The organism is Escherichia sp. E10V5 (genome assembly GCF_004212315.1).
Classification (GTDB): domain Bacteria; phylum Pseudomonadota; class Gammaproteobacteria; order Enterobacterales; family Enterobacteriaceae; genus Escherichia.
This window is the reverse complement of record NZ_RHJM01000016.1, coordinates 38726-59697: the sequence shown is the minus strand read 5'-3', so window position 1 is coordinate 59697 and position 20972 is coordinate 38726. Positions and strand designations below refer to the sequence as shown.

At 50.7% G+C, this 20972-nt stretch carries 13 protein-coding genes; 12 read left to right on the top strand and 1 reads right to left on the bottom strand.

The window, feature by feature from the left end:
- The first annotated feature begins 143 nt into the window (after positions 1-143).
- The 12 genes from ndk (at position 144) to D9738_RS13390 (ending at position 19376) form a co-directional block, all read left to right on the top strand.
- Positions 144-575, top strand: a complete 432-nt coding sequence (gene ndk / locus D9738_RS13445) for a nucleoside-diphosphate kinase (protein ID WP_000963835.1) — start codon at positions 144-146, stop codon at positions 573-575.
- Positions 576-724: 149 nt separating this feature from the next.
- Positions 725-1879 carry a bifunctional tRNA (adenosine(37)-C2)-methyltransferase TrmG/ribosomal RNA large subunit methyltransferase RlmN gene (locus D9738_RS13440; protein WP_130207500.1) on the top strand — a complete coding sequence of 385 codons (1155 nt, stop codon included), beginning with the start codon at positions 725-727 and terminating at the stop codon, positions 1877-1879.
- Between the two features lie 284 nt (positions 1880-2163).
- Positions 2164-3174: a cytoskeleton protein RodZ gene (rodZ, locus tag D9738_RS13435; RefSeq protein ID WP_130260398.1), complete on the top strand. Its 1011-nt coding sequence runs from the start codon at positions 2164-2166 to the stop codon at positions 3172-3174.
- A 26-nt stretch (positions 3175-3200) separates the two neighbouring features.
- Positions 3201-4319 carry a flavodoxin-dependent (E)-4-hydroxy-3-methylbut-2-enyl-diphosphate synthase gene (ispG, locus tag D9738_RS13430; RefSeq protein WP_000551807.1) on the top strand — a complete coding sequence of 373 codons (1119 nt, stop codon included), beginning with the start codon at positions 3201-3203 and terminating at the stop codon, positions 4317-4319.
- A gap of 110 nt (positions 4320-4429) precedes the next feature.
- Positions 4430-5704, top strand: coding sequence for a histidine--tRNA ligase (hisS, locus tag D9738_RS13425; protein WP_130237914.1), 1275 nt, complete (start codon positions 4430-4432; stop codon positions 5702-5704).
- A gap of 17 nt (positions 5705-5721) precedes the next feature.
- A complete protein-coding gene (gene yfgM / locus D9738_RS13420) occupies positions 5722-6342 on the top strand; it encodes an ancillary SecYEG translocon subunit YfgM (RefSeq protein ID WP_130207491.1) in 621 nt (206 codons plus the stop codon).
- A gap of 10 nt (positions 6343-6352) precedes the next feature.
- Positions 6353-7531, top strand: a complete 1179-nt coding sequence (gene bamB, locus D9738_RS13415) for an outer membrane protein assembly factor BamB (RefSeq protein WP_130207489.1) — start codon at positions 6353-6355, stop codon at positions 7529-7531.
- 117 nt (positions 7532-7648) lie between these two features.
- Entirely contained in the window at positions 7649-9121 is a 1473-nt protein-coding gene (der, locus tag D9738_RS13410; RefSeq protein ID WP_032281443.1) for a ribosome biogenesis GTPase Der, read from the top strand.
- Between the two features lie 62 nt (positions 9122-9183).
- Positions 9184-9399 carry a zinc ribbon domain-containing protein gene (locus D9738_RS13405; protein WP_130260397.1) on the top strand — a complete coding sequence of 72 codons (216 nt, stop codon included), beginning with the start codon at positions 9184-9186 and terminating at the stop codon, positions 9397-9399.
- A gap of 209 nt (positions 9400-9608) precedes the next feature.
- Positions 9609-11789: an intimin-like inverse autotransporter SinH gene (gene sinH, locus D9738_RS13400; RefSeq protein WP_130260396.1), complete on the top strand. Its 2181-nt coding sequence runs from the start codon at positions 9609-9611 to the stop codon at positions 11787-11789.
- Positions 11790-11844: 55 nt separating this feature from the next.
- Complete coding sequence (locus D9738_RS13395) at positions 11845-12810, top strand: SinI family autotransporter-associated protein (protein WP_130260395.1); 966 nt, start codon at positions 11845-11847, stop codon at positions 12808-12810.
- A gap of 116 nt (positions 12811-12926) precedes the next feature.
- Positions 12927-19376 carry a DUF823 domain-containing adhesin gene (locus D9738_RS13390; protein ID WP_130260394.1) on the top strand — a complete coding sequence of 2150 codons (6450 nt, stop codon included), beginning with the start codon at positions 12927-12929 and terminating at the stop codon, positions 19374-19376.
- A 68-nt stretch (positions 19377-19444) separates the two neighbouring features.
- Here the strand turns inward: D9738_RS13390 and xseA are convergent, their stop codons facing one another.
- Positions 19445-20821: an exodeoxyribonuclease VII large subunit gene (gene xseA / locus D9738_RS13385; protein WP_130260393.1), complete on the bottom strand. Its 1377-nt coding sequence runs from the start codon at positions 20819-20821 to the stop codon at positions 19445-19447.
- Between the last annotated feature and the right edge of the window lie 151 nt (positions 20822-20972).

Here is a 20972-nt window from a genome sequence, read left to right as displayed (position 1 = left end):
TTTGTCAGATTTTGTTGCTTAAACTCGGTTTATTTTAAAAAAATGTTACCTTCATCAATAGTCAACGGCCCTGTAGCTCATTATAATCCGCGCCATCTCGTACGCTGGTACAGACAACAACAGAATAATTTACAGAGGTAAAAATGGCTATTGAACGTACTTTTTCCATCATCAAACCGAACGCGGTAGCAAAAAACGTTATTGGTAATATCTTTGCGCGCTTTGAAGCTGCTGGATTCAAAATTGTCGGCACCAAAATGCTGCACCTGACCGTTGAACAGGCTCGTGGCTTTTATGCTGAACACGATGGAAAACCGTTCTTTGATGGTCTGGTTGAGTTCATGACCTCTGGCCCGATCGTGGTTTCCGTACTGGAAGGTGAAAACGCCGTTCAGCGTCACCGCGATCTGCTGGGCGCGACCAACCCGGCAAACGCACTGGCCGGTACTCTGCGTGCTGATTATGCTGACAGCCTGACCGAAAACGGTACCCACGGTTCTGATTCTGTAGAATCTGCCGCTCGCGAAATCGCCTTCTTCTTCGGTGAAGGCGAAGTGTGTCCGCGCACACGTTAATATTTTCGTAAATGCCGCGTGCAAACGTGGCATCCATGCGCCAGAATTTGTACAATGCAGCGCCCCCGGACGAGCAGTCGCTCACCGGGGCGTTTCTTTTTTCAACCCTCCAGGGGCCATAACGTGTAATAACGAGGCCGGAATAGCATATGTCTGAACAATTAGTCACACCTGAAAACGTCACCACGAAAGATGGAAAAATCAACCTGCTGGATCTCAACCGTCAGCAGATGCGGGAGTTTTTTAAAGATTTGGGTGAAAAACCCTTCCGCGCCGATCAGGTGATGAAGTGGATGTATCACTATTGCTGCGACAACTTTGATGAGATGACCGACATCAACAAAGTGTTGCGTGGCAAGCTGAAAGAGGTGGCGGAGATCCGCGCACCGGAAGTGGTTGAAGAACAGCGTTCATCTGACGGCACCATTAAATGGGCAATTGCCGTGGGCGATCAGCGCGTTGAAACGGTGTACATTCCGGAAGACGACCGCGCCACACTTTGCGTCTCCTCGCAGGTCGGCTGTGCGCTGGAGTGTAAATTTTGTTCCACTGCCCAGCAAGGTTTCAACCGTAACCTGCGGGTGTCGGAAATTATCGGCCAGGTGTGGCGTGCGGCGAAAATCGTCGGCGCAGCAAAAGTCACCGGTCAGCGCCCGATCACTAACGTAGTGATGATGGGCATGGGCGAACCGCTGCTCAACCTGAACAATGTCGTTCCGGCGATGGAAATCATGCTCGACGATTTTGGCTTTGGCTTGTCTAAACGTCGCGTGACGCTCTCTACATCGGGTGTTGTTCCGGCACTGGATAAACTGGGCGATATGATTGACGTTGCGCTGGCAATCTCTCTGCACGCGCCGAACGACGAAATTCGTGACGAAATTGTACCGATCAACAAAAAGTACAATATCGAAACTTTCCTCGCTGCGGTACGCCGCTATCTGGAAAAGTCCAATGCCAACCAGGGCCGCGTCACCATTGAATACGTGATGCTTGACCATGTTAACGACGGTACAGAGCACGCGCATCAACTGGCGGAGCTGCTGAAAGATACGCCGTGTAAGATCAACCTGATTCCGTGGAACCCGTTCCCGGGCGCGCCGTATGGCCGCAGTTCGAACAGTCGTATCGATCGCTTCTCAAAAGTGTTGATGAGCTATGGGTTCACAACCATCGTGCGTAAAACGCGTGGGGATGATATCGACGCAGCTTGCGGGCAATTAGCGGGCGAGGTTATCGACCGCACTAAACGTACCCTGCGCAAACGGATGCAGGGTGAAGCCATCGATGTGAAAACGGTTTGATGTCTCTTGCGCCACGGTTACTTTTTGTACCGTGGCGTAATCTTTTATGAATATAGCATTAAGTTGCAATTGTCTGATCAATATTAACGGTGCGTTTTTGCTGACTTTAAGGCAGTATGTAACGATGCAACAGTGAGTTAGCTTTGATTCATGTGGGCTTTGTCATGAGCACACAGACAGTCTTATACTGTATGATAAAGGTTAACTTAATGGATGTCTCGCGGTGTGGGTGAGCATGATGGCTCACCGGCATCTCAATTCTCATTTAAACGTACCTGCAGCGAATGAATACTGAAGCCACGCACGACCAAAATGAAGCACTTACTACCGGCGCTCGCTTGCGTAATGCCCGCGAACAACTTGGACTTAGCCAGCAAGCCGTTGCCGAACGACTTTGTCTGAAGGTTTCCACGGTACGCGATATTGAAGAGGATAAGGCGCCAGCCGACCTTGCATCAACATTCCTGCGCGGGTATATCCGGTCTTATGCACGATTGGTGCATATTCCGGAAGAAGAACTGCTGCCGGGGCTGGAAAAACAGGCTCCGTTACGGGCCGCAAAAGTTGCGCCTATGCAGAGTTTCTCTCTCGGCAAGCGACGTAAAAAACGCGATGGCTGGCTGATGACCTTCACCTGGCTGGTGTTATTCGTGGTGATTGGACTGAGCGGTGCCTGGTGGTGGCAAGATCACAAAGCCCAGCAGGAAGAGATCACGACTATGGCCGATCAGACCACAGCGGAACTGAACGGTAATAGCGGCCAGGCGCAGAGCGTGCCGTTAGATACCTCCTCAAACGCTAGTCAGAGTGACACCACCACGACGTCAGCACCTGCGGATACTACCGCTGCAAACACGCAAACGTCAGACGTGACCACGCCAGCACCTGCCGTTGAACCACAGCAGAACGCAGTTGTTCCGCCTTCGCAGGCGAATGTGGATACCACTGCTACGACCGCGCCAACGGCAACGACGTCAGATGACACAGCACCACTGCCAACCGATCAGGCAGGCGTGACTACGCCGGCGGCTAACCCGAATGCACTGGTGATGAACTTTACTGCCGATTGCTGGCTGGAAGTCACTGATGCTACCGGTAAAAAACTGTTCAGCGGGATGCAGCGTAAAGACGGTAATTTGAATTTAACCGGCCAGGCACCGTATAAACTGAAAATTGGTGCGCCGGCCGCAGTACAGATCCAGTATCAAGGGAAACCTGTCGATCTGAGTCGTTTTATCAGAACTAACCAGGTTGCGCGTCTGACCCTAAATGCCGAACAATCACCGGCGCAGTAACAGACGGGTAACGCGGGAGATTTTGCATGCATAACCAGGCTCCAATTCAACGTAGAAAATCAACACGTATTTACGTTGGGAATGTGCCGATTGGCGATGGAGCTCCCATCGCCGTACAGTCCATGACTAATACGCGCACGACGGACGTCGAAGCGACGGTCAATCAAATCAAGGCGCTGGAACGTGTTGGTGCCGATATCGTTCGTGTTTCAGTACCGACGATGGACGCGGCAGAAGCGTTCAAACTCATCAAACAGCAGGTTAACGTACCGCTGGTGGCCGACATCCACTTTGACTATCGCATTGCGCTGAAAGTGGCGGAATACGGCGTCGACTGCCTGCGCATTAACCCAGGCAATATCGGTAATGAAGAGCGTATTCGCATGGTGGTTGACTGTGCGCGCGATAAAAACATTCCGATCCGTATTGGCGTTAACGCGGGATCGCTGGAAAAAGATCTGCAAGAAAAGTATGGTGAACCGACGCCGCAGGCGTTGCTTGAGTCCGCCATGCGCCATGTTGATCATCTTGATCGTCTGAACTTCGATCAGTTTAAAGTCAGTGTCAAAGCGTCAGACGTTTTCCTGGCAGTAGAATCGTATCGTCTGCTGGCAAAACAGATCGATCAGCCGCTGCATCTTGGGATCACCGAAGCCGGCGGCGCACGCAGTGGGGCGGTGAAATCTGCCATCGGTTTAGGTCTGTTGCTGTCTGAAGGTATTGGTGACACGCTGCGCGTTTCGCTGGCTGCCGATCCGGTTGAAGAGATCAAAGTCGGTTTCGATATCCTTAAATCGCTGCGAATCCGTTCGCGCGGGATCAACTTCATTGCCTGCCCGACCTGTTCTCGTCAGGAGTTTGACGTCATTGGTACGGTTAACGCACTTGAGCAGCGTCTGGAAGATATCATTACCCCGATGGACGTTTCGATCATTGGTTGCGTGGTGAATGGCCCTGGCGAGGCACTGGTTTCTACACTCGGCGTCACGGGCGGCAATAAGAAAAGCGGCCTTTATGAAGATGGCGTGCGCAAAGACCGTCTGGACAACAATGACATGATCGACCAGCTGGAAGCGCGCATTCGTGCGAAAGCCAGTCAGCTGGACGAAGCGCGTCGAATTGACGTTCAGCAGGTTGAAAAATAATAACGTGATGGGAAGCGCCTCGCTTCCCGTGTATGATTGAACCCGCATAGCTCCCGAAACATTGACGGAAGCGTTGAGGGTTCATTTTTATATTCAGAAAGAGAATAAACGTGGCAAAAAACATTCAAGCCATTCGCGGCATGAACGATTACCTGCCTGGCGAAACGGCCATTTGGCAGCGCATTGAAGGCACACTGAAAAACGTGCTCGGCAGCTACGGTTACAGTGAAATCCGCTTGCCGATTGTAGAGCAGACCCCGCTATTCAAACGTGCGATTGGTGAAGTCACCGACGTGGTTGAAAAAGAGATGTATACCTTTGAGGATCGCAACGGCGACAGCCTGACTTTGCGCCCTGAAGGGACGGCGGGCTGTGTACGCGCCGGCATCGAGCATGGTCTTCTGTACAATCAGGAACAGCGTCTGTGGTATATCGGGCCGATGTTCCGCCATGAGCGTCCGCAAAAAGGCCGTTATCGTCAATTCCATCAGCTAGGTTGTGAAGTCTTCGGTCTGCAAGGTCCGGATATTGACGCCGAACTGATCATGCTTACTGCTCGCTGGTGGCGTGCGCTGGGTATCTCTGAACACGTTACCCTCGAACTGAACTCAATCGGTTCACTGGAAGCGCGAGCGAACTACCGCGACGCTTTAGTGGCATTCCTCGAACAGCATAAAGAAAAGCTGGACGAAGACTGCAAACGCCGCATGTACACCAACCCGCTGCGCGTGCTGGATTCCAAAAATCCCGAAGTGCAGGCGTTACTCAATGACGCTCCGGCGTTAGGTGATTATCTTGACGAGGAGTCTCGCGAGCATTTTGCTGGTCTGTGCAAACTGCTGGAGAGCGCAGGTATTGCCTACACCGTCAACCAGCGTTTGGTGCGTGGTCTGGATTACTACAATCGTACCGTTTTCGAATGGGTGACTAACAGTCTCGGTTCCCAGGGAACCGTGTGCGCAGGCGGTCGTTATGACGGTCTGGTGGAACAGTTGGGTGGCCGTGCAACACCGGCAGTAGGTTTTGCGATGGGCCTCGAACGTCTTGTATTGTTAGTTCAGGCAGTTAATCCGGAATTTAAAGCCGATCCCGTTGTCGATATATACCTGGTGGCTTCAGGCGCCGATACACAATCTGCGGCGCTGGCATTAGCTGAGCGTCTACGTGATGAATTACCGGGTGTGAAATTGATGACCAACCACGGCGGCGGCAACTTTAAGAAACAGTTTGCCCGTGCTGATAAATGGGGCGCACGCGTTGCTGTGGTGCTGGGTGAGTCCGAAGTGGCCAACGGCACGGCAGTAGTGAAGGATTTGCGCTCTGGTGAGCAAACGGCAGTTGCGCAGGATAGCGTAGCCGCGCATTTGCGCACGTTACTGGGTTAAGGAAGGAGAAGGACAGCGTGGAAATTTACGAGAACGAAAACGACCAGGTTGAAGCGGTTAAACGCTTTTTTGCTGAAAATGGCAAAGCACTGGCTGTTGGGGTGATTTTGGGCGTTGGCGCACTGATTGGCTGGCGCTACTGGAACAGCCATCAGGTTGATTCCGCACGCTCCACTTCTCTTGCCTATCAAAATGCGGTTACCGCAGTTAGCGAAGGCAAACCAGACAGCATTCCGGCGGCGGAAAAATTCGCTGCTGAAAATAAAAATACTTATGGCGCGCTGGCTTCTTTGGAACTTGCGCAGCAATTTGTTGACAAAAATGAACTAGAGAAAGCTGCCGCCCAATTGCAACAGGGGTTGGCGGACACGAGCGATGAAAATCTCAAAGCCGTGATAAATCTGCGTCTTGCCCGAGTTCAGGTGCAGCTCAAGCAGGCTGATGCCGCGCTGAAAACCCTTGAAACCATTAAAGGTGAAGGGTGGGCTGCCATTGTTGCCGACCTGCGTGGTGAAGCATTGCTGAGCAAAGGTGATAAGCAAGGTGCGCGTAGTGCATGGGAAGCAGGCGTGAAAAGCGATGCTACCCCGGCACTGAGCGAAATGATGCAGATGAAAATTAATAATTTGTCCATCTGAGAGGGACCCGATGCAATTGCGTAAATTACTGCTGCCAGGACTGCTTTCCGTTACTCTTTTAAGCGGCTGTTCGCTGTTTAACAGCGAAGAAGATGTGGTAAAGATGTCCCCATTGCCGACCGTTGAAAACCAGTTTACGCCGACCACGGCGTGGAGCACCTCTGTTGGTAGCGGCATTGGCAACTTCTATTCTAATCTTCATCCGGCGCTGGCGGACAACGTTGTCTATGCAGCAGACCGCGCTGGTTTAGTAAAAGCGATGAATGCGGATGACGGCAAAGAAATCTGGTCTGTCAGTCTGGCTGAGAAAGATGGCTGGTTGTCTAAAGAGCCGGCATTGCTTTCTGGCGGCGTGACCGTAGCAGGTGGTCACGTTTACATTGGCAGCGAAAAGGCGCAGGTTTACGCGCTGAATACCAGCGATGGTACTGTAGCATGGCAAACTAAAGTCGCAGGTGAAGCACTTTCTCGCCCGGTGGTTAGCGATGGTCTGGTACTTATCCACACCAGTAATGGTCAGTTGCAAGCGCTGAACGAAGCAGACGGTGCTGTTAAATGGACAGTTAACCTTGATATGCCTTCGCTCTCTTTGCGTGGCGAATCTGCGCCAGCCACAGCGTTTGGCGCAGCAGTTGTTGGTGGTGATAATGGCCGCGTCAGCGCAGTACTGATGCAACAGGGCCAGATGATTTGGCAACAGCGCATCTCTCAGGCGACCGGCTCTACTGAAATCGACCGTCTGAGCGATGTTGACACAACTCCGGTAATCATTAACGGCGTTGTTTTTGCACTGGCCTATAATGGTAACCTGACGGCGCTTGATCTGCGCAGCGGTCAGATTATGTGGAAACGTGAACTGGGTTCGGTGAATGATTTCATCGTCGACGGCAACCGCATCTATCTGGTCGATCAAAATGACCGGGTGATGGCGTTGACCATTGATGGCGGCGTTACGCTGTGGACGCAAAGCGATCTGTTGCATCGCCTGCTGACTTCTCCGGTGCTGTATAATGGCAACCTGGTGGTGGGTGACAGTGAAGGCTATCTGCACTGGATTAACGTCGAAGATGGTCGTTTCGTTGCCCAGCAAAAAGTTGATAGCTCCGGTTTCCAGACCGAACCGGTTGCCGCTGATGGCAAACTGCTGATCCAGGCAAAAGACGGGACTGTGTACTCCATTACACGTTAATCGTCTCTGTCGTTCACTTTGAAAACGGCTCCTGGACAGGGGCCGTTTTCCTGTTTTTAACAACGACGCAAAAAAAGCGATCGTTGTCTGATGATATATAAAAATGAGGCTTTAAACATGGTACCTGTGGTCGCGCTTGTCGGGCGCCCTAACGTAGGAAAATCCACGTTATTTAACCGTCTAACTCGCACCCGAGATGCGCTGGTTGCGGATTTCCCGGGTCTGACTCGTGACCGTAAGTACGGTCGTGCAGAAATTGAAGGCCGCGAGTTTATCTGTATTGATACCGGCGGTATTGACGGTACGGAAGACGGTGTTGAAACCCGCATGGCGGAACAGTCGCTACTGGCGATTGAAGAAGCAGACGTTGTACTGTTTATGGTTGATGCGCGTGCTGGCCTGATGCCGGCAGATGAAGCTATTGCCAAGCACCTGCGCTCCCGAGAAAAACCTACCTTCCTGGTGGCAAACAAAACTGATGGTTTAGATCCAGACCAGGCAGTTGTTGATTTCTATTCGCTCGGTTTAGGCGAAATCTACCCAATTGCCGCGTCTCATGGTCGTGGTGTATTAAGCCTGCTGGAGCACGTCCTTCTGCCGTGGATGGAAGATCTCGCGCCGCAAGAAGAAGTGGACGAAGACGCAGAATACTGGGCGCAATTTGAAGCGCAAGAGAACGGCGAAGAAGAAGAGGAAGACGACTTCGACCCGCAAAGTCTGCCGATCAAACTGGCGATTGTGGGGCGTCCGAACGTCGGTAAGTCTACGCTCACTAACCGTATTCTCGGTGAAGAACGCGTTGTGGTTTACGACATGCCAGGCACAACACGTGACAGTATCTACATTCCAATGGAACGTGACGGACGTGAGTATGTACTCATTGACACCGCAGGCGTACGTAAACGCGGCAAAATCACCGATGCGGTAGAGAAGTTCTCAGTAATCAAAACGTTGCAGGCAATTGAAGATGCCAACGTGGTGATGCTGGTCATTGATGCACGCGAAGGTATTTCCGATCAGGATCTCTCTCTGCTGGGCTTTATTCTCAATAGTGGGCGCTCACTTGTGATTGTGGTGAACAAGTGGGATGGCCTGAGCCAGGAAGTGAAAGAGCAGGTGAAAGAGACGCTGGACTTCCGTCTGGGCTTTATTGATTTTGCTCGCGTGCACTTTATCTCTGCATTGCACGGCAGTGGTGTTGGTAACCTGTTTGAATCAGTGCGTGAAGCATATGACAGCTCTACCCGTCGCGTGGGTACGTCTATGCTGACACGAATCATGACCATGGCTGTTGAAGATCACCAGCCGCCACTGGTACGCGGGCGTCGCGTGAAGCTGAAATATGCCCACGCCGGTGGTTATAACCCGCCGATTGTGGTGATTCACGGTAACCAGGTAAAAGACCTGCCGGATTCCTACAAGCGTTATCTGATGAACTACTTCCGCAAGTCTCTGGATGTGATGGGTACGCCGATTCGTATTCAGTTCAAAGAAGGGGAAAACCCATATGCGAACAAGCGTAACACCCTGACGCCGACCCAGATGCGTAAGCGTAAGCGCCTGATGAAGCATATCAAGAAAAGTAAGTAATTACTTATCTGGTTTCCCTTTCCATATGGAAAGGGAAACTCATGAAAATGTGAGGATCATTTATGGAACTCAGCTGCCCAATCTGCCAAAAACCTCTCGAACGTCAAGGCGAGACGGCTCACTGCGTAACTTGCGACAAAGATTTCATCGTTCAGGCACTTTGCCCTGACTGCCACCAACCGTTACAGGTGTTAAAAGCGTGTGGTGTGGTGGATTATTTCTGCCAGCATGGTCACGGTTTAATTTCTAAAACCCGTATTGAATTTGTCATTGCTTAATATCACTGGAATATATGATTTCGCATTATATATTCCTAATATAAATATTATAATCTCTTCTCTATTAGATAAATGGCTAATTAAAAATGAGCAAAGTCTCATTGTTATAACTTTAAGACTATGTTTAGCACTTCTGGTGTGCAGTTGCTGCGTTATCTGGAATACAATGTTAGACATTATTTTAGAATTAAATTCCCACAGGGAAAAACATGTTGCAATGGATCCGCTATATAACACTAATATTTATCTCCGGTGCTGCTTATGCAGCACCGGAGATAAATATTAAGCAAAGCGAATCTTCATTACCTGATCTGGCAAGCGAAGCTGCTCAACAAGAAGAACAAAGTAACAAAGGCAAATCCGTCAAGGAACGTGGTGCCAATTACGTTACCGAGTCCGCCCAACAGGGCTTTGAGAACCTGACTCCAGAAGCGCTTGAATCCCAGGCGAGAAGCTATCTGCAAGGGCAAATCACATCATCCGCACAGTCTTATATCGAAGGTGCGCTTTCTCCTTATGGTAAAGTTCGCTCTAACCTTTCCATCGGTCAGGATGGCGATCTGGACGGCAGTTCAATCGACTATTTTGTCCCCTGGTATGATAATCAGAGTACGGTCTATTTCAGTCAGTTTTCTGCGCAACGAAAAGAAGATCGAACGATAGGTAATATAGGTTTAGGCGTAAGACATAATTTTGATAAATGGCTTCTGGGGGGGAATATATTTTATGATTATGATTTCACCCGTGGACATCGCCGTTTAGGCTTAGGAACAGAAGCCTGGACGGATTATTTAAAATTTTCTGGTAACTATTATCATCCGCTTTCAGACTGGAAAGATTCAAAAGATTTTGATTTCTATTTAGAACGACCCGCACGTGGCTGGGATATCCGGGCGGAAGCCTGGTTACCTTCTTATCCGCAGCTGGGGGGCAAAATTGTTTTCGAGCAATATTATGGTGACGAAGTGGCGCTCTTCGGCACCGATAATTTAGAAAAAGATCCCTATGCAGTGACGCTCGGCGTGAACTATCAACCCGTTCCGTTACTGACGGTCGGGACAGACTATAAAGCAGGTACCGGAGATAACAGTGATCTTAGTGTTAACGCCACGATTAACTATCAGTTCGGTGTTCCGCTAAAAGATCAACTGAATAGCGATAACGTCAAAGTTGCTCACTCGCTGATGGGCAGTCGCCATGACTTCGTCGAACGTAATAACTTTATCGTGCTGGAATACAAAGAAAAAGACCCACTTGATGTCACCTTGTGGCTTAAAGCAGACGCCACCAATGAACACCCGGAATGCGTGATTAAAGACACGCCAGAGGAAGCGGTTGGCCTGGAAAAATGTAAATGGACCATCAACGCGCTGATCAACCACCATTACAAAATTGTCGCCGCCTCGTGGCAGGCGAAAAATAACGCTTCCCGCACGCTGGTCATGCCTGTTGTTAAAGCGAATACCATCACTGAAGGTAACAACAACCACTGGAATCTGGTGCTGCCAGCCTGGCAGTACAGCTCCGATCCCGCCGAACAGGAAAAACTCAATACCTGGCGCGTGCGTCTGGCGCTGGAAGATGAAAAGGGCAACCGGCAAAACTCCGGTGTGGTGGAAATCACCGTGCAGCAGGATCGTAAAATTGAGCTGATCGTCAACAACATCGCAGATGTGCCTGATGAGAACAATCACAGCCACGAAGCCAGCGCCCAGGCGGATGGCGTCGATGGCGTGGTGATGGATCTCGACGTTACTGATAGCTTTGGTGATGACACTGACCGCAACGGCAATGCTCTGCCAGAAGATAACCTTTCGCCGCAGCTTTACGATGCGCAGGATAAAAAAGTTACGCTCACCAATAAACCCTGTTCAACCGAGAATCCCTGCGTCTTTATCGCTAAGCAGGATAAAGAAAAAGGCACCGTTACGCTCTCCAGTACGCTACCCGGTACTTTCCGCTGGAAAGCGAGAGCCGCGCCGTATGACGACAGTAACTATGTAGATGTGACTTTCCTCGGCGCGGGGGGCAATGATGTTAATGCCTTTATCTACCGTGTATCTGCGACTAACCCTGTCAATCTTATCGGCAATGAGAAAGAGCATTTGCCTGTTGATAATGCCTATCGCTTTGTCTTGTGGCGCGATGTCAACAACGATGGCGTTTTCCAGCAGTCGGAAAAACTGACGGAAGATGAAATGGCGCAATACGACTACCAGTGGGAGTTTACCGGGCACAGCGTCAATGGCTATACCGGTGCGCAATCGAATACCAGTAATGAAGATATTGTCATCCCTGCGACAAACGAAGAGGCCGTACAGAAATTTGGTGCCCAAAAAGAAGATGGCGTGCAGGGGTATGGATTACGTGTGGTTTACAGCAAGCACTAGATCGGCGTAATGGCCGATCGGCCAGTCGCTGGATATTAATCAAGGAGAGAACTGAATGAACAATCATTTAACGCGGCCGATGACGAAAGTCGTGCTGGCGCTGGCTTTAGCGGGATACTGTGCAGTGCCTGCCGCGATGGCTGAAGGGCAGGGTAATCTCAGGGCGGGTCAGTGGCAATCAGAATCACAAAGTACCGGCACCATTCAGGGGACCGTGCCGTGGATCACCAGAAGTGCTTCAGAGATAGCGGATGCTGATAAATCACATGTCACTATTGATATTGATCGTGGTAGCCGCACGGTCACAACGGACGGTGATAAGCAGTTTCATGTGGGGGACACACTGACAGCCAACTGGGCGATTGGTGATACTCAGGGGGACCTTGATGACAATAACACAGCGACTAAAGCAACCCTCCAGTGGATGAGTTATAGCGACCAGTCAGGAGCAGATCCTAAAGAGATTGGTACCGTAGGGAGCGATACATATACCATCGCGGCTGCGGATGCTGATCGATACATAGGTTTGAAAATCACGCCGACTACCACTACCGGTGATCCGAATGTTGCGGATGAGGTAGTGATGCTTGACCTTTCCACCAATGCGGGCGGTGGTTCTGACAGCGATGATATTCCGGAAGGTCCGGTATTTGATGATGCCGTTCACGTCGTAATTCACGAAAAAGACATCAATACGAATCTGTTGGGTAAAACGACGAAACTCAAAACTAATACCACTTATCAAGTCATGTTGTGGAAAGATAAAAACAACAACAGTACTTATGATGCAGGCGAAGAGGTTACCAGCCAGTACAACTATCGCTGGCGCTTTACCGGAACCAGCCTCCAGTTGGGCACAGCCGGTGGTCTTGTTAATCCGACTTACAACAACAGCGACCTGGTTATCCCTGTTACCAACGCCGAAGCGAAAACCGCGTTCGATTTTGCCGGAAGTGGCGTTGTCCTCGGCAACGATGGCGTTCAGGGCTACGGCTTATCTATCGACTACCAGAGAAAATAATCGTTACCAGCACCATTCCCGCCAGGGAATGGTGTTTTTCCGCGCACTTTGCTTAGCCAGCGTTAAGCAAAGTGGGTTGAGGTGAAAATGCAACTTTTAACGGGCAGGTTTCAATCATGGACGGGGCTTTGAAACTAATAAAAGTAATAACGGCGATTTTATTGCTATCCCTGACCTTGCCTGCAATGGCCGTGTTAAAAGGGGGACAGTGGCAACAATCAAGTGCTTCAACTGATGCTATAAATGGCACCGTTCCCTTTGCAGATAGCGCCAGCGTACCCGTCTATCAAGGAAGTGTTCAGCTTGATCCCACTGTGGAGCATGATATTGCTAATACAGCTATGCCCGGTAATTTCAGCATTGAGGCCAGCGCAACGAGCATGATTTTAACCAACCCGCGCGACAATGAAGGTGACATATTCAACAGTCCGCCATTACTGCGCTGGGAAGATCAAATGTTGCCAGCCGTCACCCTTATCTGGGCAGACGCCGCTACGCCCGATGTGCCGCTCACCCCACAACCACGTCCTGATCGTTCCTTTTGTGTACAAAACCTGGCGGGTCATAAACTGGTGGCGATTCCGCAGTTTGATCCAGACAAAACGCTCCCAACATTGGATCTCTTTACCCTTACAGGCGTACCTAATCAGGGAACGGTGTTACTTAATGAAAAACAGGTCACGTTAAATATTGCCAGCGCAGTGGGTGATCTGGTTACTGTCAGTGCCAGTGACTATGATGAAACACTAAACGCGGCTAAAACTACCGTTGGCAACTCAATCACTTTAACCGTAACGACCAAAGATTGTCAGGGTAATACGGCAGGTAATATACCTTTTATTATCAAACGTAAAGATGCGGTAAACCGGCAGAATGTTGTGAATAACACCGGTCCAGTAAGACTCGGGAGTACAGAGTTAACGACTACAGCTACGGAATATCGTGGTACTACCGATGCCAATGGCACCGCTACTGTTACGGTAACGCAGGCGAATGGTCCCGGTGTAAAAACGCCCCTGGTTGTCAGTCTTTCTGGCATTACGCAAAGCAGCGAAACGGCGGTGATCTTTACCGTTCTCACCAGCCCGGATGTCCCGCAGGCTAATATGTGGGGCCATATGGCAGAAACGTTAAAGGCGATGCAATACACCTTCAGCCGTCCGAAACTGGCAGCAGAAGTGGATAATGAAGCGGGTACAGTCATCGATCATAACGAAACATGGTCAACCTTCACCTGGAGTGGTGCAGATAACCACTGCGACATTCTGCCTGGTATGCGGCAGTTTGGTGCGATGAAAACCGTCATTCCTACTTCAGTGCAAGAAGTCGTCGGTTGGCCAATGCAGGGAGATTATTACTGGTCTTCGCTGGCAGGGACCCCCGGGAAGCATCATGCCGCAGATGTTACGAACCATAGCGAAACACAGCAAGCAGATAGTACGAAGTATCTGGTGAGTTGTGTGGACAAAGACGCACCGGAGGTTGACCCCGAACTGGTGCTGACCCCCGAAAACTATGATGAGAGTTTGCAGGCAGTAAAAGTTCAGGTGGGTGAAGATACACTCATGCGCCTGACCATTACTGATAAAAAAAATAATAATCAGCCGCTGGCTTACTACTATTTCTCACTTCATTTAGATGATGGAATTAACCGTAAAAATCAATCCGATCCCACGTGGGAAGCGCATCCCGTACATATTTCCGGCGACTCGAATTTACACCAGATTGATGCACACAACTATGAAGGCATAACCGACTTTAACGGTCAGGCTACGCTTACACTTTCGCAACCAGACGGTGCTGGTGTTAAAACGCATATCACCGCGACAATGCGCAGCAACTTTGCTGCATCGGATGAGAAGGACGTGATTTTTACAGTTATCACCAGTCCGGACAGCGATCAGGCCCGGATGTGGGGGCATATGGCAAGAGGGATTATTTCCGATGGGAATATCTATAAACGCCCACTGCTGGCAGATGAAACGGCGCATGAAGTGGGGGTAATGCGCGAAAACAACGAGGACTGGGCTTTGTTTGATCAAGAGTCCAGTATGCAGAAGGAATGCGGCGTTGGACATATTCCGAGGCAACGTTCTCTGGAAGCTTTATACGTAGCAAATCAAGGAAATGCGATTGGTACTGAGTATGGTTGGCCGACGATAAAACAAGATTACCTCACAGCGGTTGAACAAGCAGATTCACATTCCTCTGTTGCTCTCGATAATGGCTCGGTTACCACTTATTCTGGTTTCAGGCAAAACTATCTCACTTGTTCTGCCAATGATCTCGTGGCTCGTGTCGTGGTAGAAACAGACAAAGATATCTCACCCGGTTCCAATTCTGCTAAAGCGAAGGTGGGTGAAAAAATAACCATGACGGTTCGTACCGTTAACGCGATGAACAATGATACTCCTGTCCCTTTTACCGCATTTACCGTTACCAAAGGGATGAGTCAGAACAGAGCTGGGTTGGTATCTGGTTTTACCGATCCGTCTGGTGGTGCTCTCACAATGAACGGAACCGCCTATGGTACCTCGCAACCATCAGTAATTTATTCCGGCCTCACGGATGCGCAGGGAGTGGCGACAATCGTAATTGAGCAGCCCGCAGGCGTTGGCTTAAGTACACCACTGACAATTACCCCAACTCAATCAGCGGTTCCGAATAATATTGTAAATTACAATGTGACCTTTACCGTGCCAACAAGTCCTGATGTTTCTGTGGCACAAATGTGGGGGCATATGGATGACTCAATTACTGTTGGAACCATGACCTTTAATCGCCCGAAATTAATTCAGGAGGTCAGTGGCGGTCGTAGTCCACAAGTAGAAAATAATGAAAGCTGGGTACGAGTCACTCAGGCGGATATTGAAAACAGTGCTGCGGGCGGTTGTGAAAAAAATAAAGTACCACGCAAAAACCAACTTGCTGCGTTGTACAGCGCCAACACTAACAATGCCATTCAGACAGTACACGGTTGGCCGACTCAGCTCCAGGAATACTGGAGTAGCACTCCAGTCGATAAGGTGCCGCATTTTGCGGCAGTCTGGTTAAATAATGGTAATGTACAAAGCAATGTTACCCCTCCTGTTTATATAAGCTGTCTGACTACTGCAAATACTGTTGCCAACAGCATCACGTTAGAAATTGTGGATCCAGCTCAGTGGAATAGTAGCCTCAATGCGGCAAAGCTGAAAAAGGGCGAGACATTACAGGTCAAGGTGACAGTAAAAGACGCCGCGGGTAATCCAATGGCAGATATGCCGTTTATCCTTCAACGTGGTGATGGTTATACCCGTTCAGAGGAACGTCATGTGGCGGGCAGCGGCGATGGCATTGTATCCTCAGTGGTTGTCGATGGCGGCCAGGCTGATGAGATAACGCTGAGCGATACCGCCACGAGCTATATCGCAATGACCGGCAGCGATGGCAGCAAGATCCTCACCATTACCCGTCCGGATACCCACGGCACTAAAACGGCGCTGATCGCAGCGTTGTATTCCGACCCGACCAAAAAAGCCAGCATGGACACCATCTTCACTGTGGTGACCAGCCCGGATAGCGCAAATGCCAAAATGTGGGGCCATATGCCGGAAACGCTAACGGCGGGCGGGCTAACGTTTAAACGTCCTTTGCTGTTCTCGGAACTGAGCGGTTCAGCGGGCAATGTGCGCAAAGGGCCTGAAGAAGACAATGAGATTTGGGCGCTGTTTACCGAAGCGCAGGCTGCTAAAAATACTAAAAATAACGGCTGCGGCGCGGATTTTATCCCGACAAAAGACGCGCTGACTATGTTGTCCGGCAACTGGGGCGGGCATACCGTAGACGGCTGGCCGGTGTTGAAAGTTTATGACTCCAGTACGGCGGATAGCGCCAGCGTGGAAAATCGTAATTATCTCGGCGTACAGCTCAGTAGCGGTACCAGCAGCGTGCTGGAGACGAACGGGGGATACCTGAGTTGTCAGACGACGGCAAATAAGAAAGTGGCGAAAATTGAGCTGACGTCAGAACAAACGGTTAGCGTCGACGGTCTTGATGCAGTAAAAGTCAAAACCAATTATGAAGATGTTCATGAGCAAATGACGTTCAAAGTGACGACCCGTGATGCCCAGGGGAATGTTGTAGGCAACACGCCATTCTTACTGAGCCACGGGAAAACGGTTAGTCGCCAGAATGTCGAGGTGACCGATTATCAGTCCAGACTGATTTCAGTGACAGACCAGTATAATCACCAGGCCTATCTGCTGAACACTGGTGATAATTTTTATGGCACGACCGGGTCGGACGGTACGGCGACGCTGACCATCAACCAGCCCAATACCGGTTTTGGTGAAAGAATACCGATGCAGGCTACGCTGGATGATATCAGCGTAGCTTCCCAGACTTTGAGTGCGATCTTTACGGTTGTGACCAGCCCTGATACGCCGAAAGCGAACTACTGGGGGCATATGTCTGAAACCCTCACGGCAAAAAATGGCAAGGTTTTCAGCCGTCCACTGTTGCAGGCTGAAGCCGCATCAACAGCTACTGTAACGGTAAATAATGAAGTGTGGCCGCGGGTTAACATCACGTCTGCACTGGACGGCAGCAATGGCGGCTGCAAAGACAAATTGCCAGTGATGAACGATCTCCAGTCATTGTATGATGCCTGGCCTGACGGAACGTTACAGACTGCGCAGGGATGGCCTCTCTATTCATCATCACCTTTGTTCTGGTCGCGTAATGTGAAATCAAGCGCCGGAACTACCACGCCTTTGTATCAATATATGAATCTCAAAACGGGCGAAGCCGGCGCGACGTCGAGTACGTCCAACACCTATTCGCAGGTGTGCCTGGAGACAGCGGAACCGATTGGCAGCGTGACCTTTATGCCTACAGCGGAAAACTGGGACAGCACGCTGTCTGCCGGAAAAGCGAAGGTGGGAGAAGCGCTGCCTGTGACGGTAACGGTAACCCATACGGATGGTTCGCCTGCGGCGTATGAGTCGGTGGGGATCCAGCGTGGCATCAGCACGCAACGAGACGGTACGACAATCGGGAGTTCCTCTACTTTCGATGATCTTGTGCTGGATGAATTTAATCCGACGGAAACCATGACATCCAGCATCCTCAACGGAAGTGCCAACCTTAACTATCTGCTCTTGCAAACGGATGCTCAGGGGCAGGTCACCTTTAAGCTCCATCAGGATCAATCAACCGGCCTGAAAACCCCGATGAGCGCGACGGCGTTTGGGCACGCCAATAAACCTATAGCACCGCTGGACGTTATCTTTACCGTTATCACCAGCCCGAACAGCGACAAAGCGCATATGTGGGGCCATATGCCGGAAACGGTCACCGCGGCTGACGGTACGGAATTTGAACGACCCAAACTGTGGGCTGAAATGGGTGCCACCAGCGGTGCGGGTAAAACGCTCACTAAAGTGAAGCTTAATAATGAAGACTGGCCTGCACCACATTCCTCGCAGAGAGGCGATGTGGGGGGAACCGATCCGTGTGAAGAAGCGCGCCACCCTTCGCTGGACGAACTTAAATCGTTATACGCTCGCTACCCTAATGGCACTATCGTGAAAGAGATTGGTTGGCCAGTGAAGCAGAGCGGTTATGCGTGGTGGACCAATGCAACCTGTCCAGCGAAAGAAGGGTCCACTGTTTGTGAAGCAATAGATCTGTACACGGGGCTACTGGCATCAGGGAAAACTTGGGCCTATGAGGCGTGCCTGGTGCATCCACTCTCGACGGTTTCTGCCGTGACGCTGACCTCGACGACGTTTGATTCAGCTTATCAGGCGGCGGTGGCAAAAAAAGGCGATGCCATGCCGGTGATGGTTACGGTGAAAGACAGTTCCGGAAGAGCGGTGCCGAACGTGGCCTTTATGTTACACCGCGGCGATGCTGCGCCGCGTAACAGCGGGGCGACGTTGTCGCCTGCAAATGGAGTTAGTGTAGCGGAAATGGATGATATCACCATCCAGCCATCATCAGGAGTGGCTACTCGGTTGGCTGCAAGTGGGGACGAGATCAGTGGCGTGACAGGTGCAGACGGCACGGCAAGCTTTACTGTTCGTCAGGACAATACGCCGGGTTATAAAACGCCGCTAACAGTAACGCTGGATAATTACCCAACTGTGACTGCAACGATGGACACTATTTTTACCGTTTTAACCAGTCCAAATGTCTCTTCAGCTCACTTCTGGGGACATATGGCAGACTCGGTAGTGGTGAATGGCAAAACATTACATCGACCTTTGCTGAAAACAGAATTACCTGCTGGTGCGGTTGCTGTGGTGGCTCCAAATGTGGTCAACGAAACCTGGGCGTTGGGACACAGAGTTGATTCAGCCAAATGGGATATAGCAAAGCAGTGTGGAAGTATGAGCAATGCGCCAACGTACAGTGAGTTAGAAACGCTGCACACAAGTTTTAGCTCGTTGGGGTGGCCTTCAATTACGCCAAGCTATCCCTATTTATCCTCCGAGCAATGCGGAATGTTTGAAGACACGGGGACGCAGGATTGTAGTGTAGTTCTGCAAAATAAGGCTGGTCTAATCGCCTGCTTTCAGTGATGGCCTGGTTGTATCTGATGTTAGCATGGCGATATTACCTGATGCGATGCTGGCGCATCTTGTCCGACCTACGGATTAGCCGCTTTTTTGCGTGGTTTGCGGGTTTTCGTCACGTTGCTCACTACGCTTACCACAATGCCATCATTTAAACGCGTGGTCATCGTATCGCCCGCTTTTACCTGTTTCACCTGCTTTAACACCGCGCCATCTGCGGCGCTGGTGACGCTATAGCCGCGCGCCAGCGTTGACAGTGGGCTAACCGCTTCCAGATGCGTCACCGCATTACCGAAACGTTCACGCGTGGCGCTAAGCTGCGCGCGCAGGGTTTCAGCCAGGCGATATTCCAGTTGCTGAATACGCGTTTGCGCGCGATGAATCTTCGGCTGTGGATTTTGCTGATTCAGTCGCTGTGTTAACCGCACCTGTTGCTGTCCGGCACGTTTAAGCTGATTTTCCAGCGCAAAGCTCATCCGCTTTTGTAGACGTTCGAGTGTAGTCTGCTGACGCGCCAGCCGGAGCTGCGGATGCTGTTGCTGCAAGCGATGATGAATTTGCGTAAAGCGACGCGTGCGGTTGGCGAGATAATAATCCATCGCCATTTCCAGCCGCTGCTGCGCAGACTGCGCCTGGCGCAGTAACTCCTGCTGATTACGGCTCACCACTTCAGCGGCAGCCGACGGAGTTGGTGCTCGTAAATCGGCAACGAAATCGGCAATGGTCACATCGGTTTCATGTCCAACGGCACTGACAACCGGAATGCGACTGGCAAAAATTGCCCGCGCCACGCGTTCGTCGTTAAAACTCCATAAATCTTCCAGCGAACCGCCACCGCGCCCGACAATTAACACGTCGCACTCGTTGCGCTGATTCGCCAGCTCAATGGCACGAACGATTTGCCCTGGCGCATCATCACCCTGTACCGCGGTAGGATAAATAATCACTGGCAATGACGGATCGCGACGTTTAAGCACATGCAAAATATCGTGCAGTGCGGCACCTGTTTTTGAGGTGATGACACCTACACAGTGCGCAGGGGTGGGGAGTAGTTTCTTAAGCTCTTGATCGAACAAACCTTCAGCCTGCAATTTCGCTTTGAGTTGTTCGTATTTCTGTTGCAACAAACCTTCACCGGCGGGCTGCATACTTTCGACGATAATCTGATAATCGCCGCGTGGCTCATAGAGTGTAATATTGGCGCGAACCAGCACTTGCTGCCCGTGTTGCGGGCGAAAGGCCACCCGGCGGTTGCTGTTGCGGAACATTGCGCAGCGTACCTGGGCGGTATCATCTTTGAGCGTAAAGTACCAGTGACCGGAAGCCGGTTGCGTGAAGTTAGAAATTTCGCCGCTGATCCACACTTGCCCCATCTCCTGCTCAAGCAGCAAACGGACGGTCTGATTCAGGCGACTAACCGTAAAAATTGCGGGGGATTGAGATGGTAACATGTGAGCGAGATCAAATTCTAAATCAGCAGGTTATTCAATCGATAGTAACGTGCTGACCGGGGAGCGCAAGCATTATTTGCAAAAAGGGGTAGATGCAATCGGTTACGCTCTGTATAATGCCGCGGCAATATTTATTAACCACTCTGGTCGA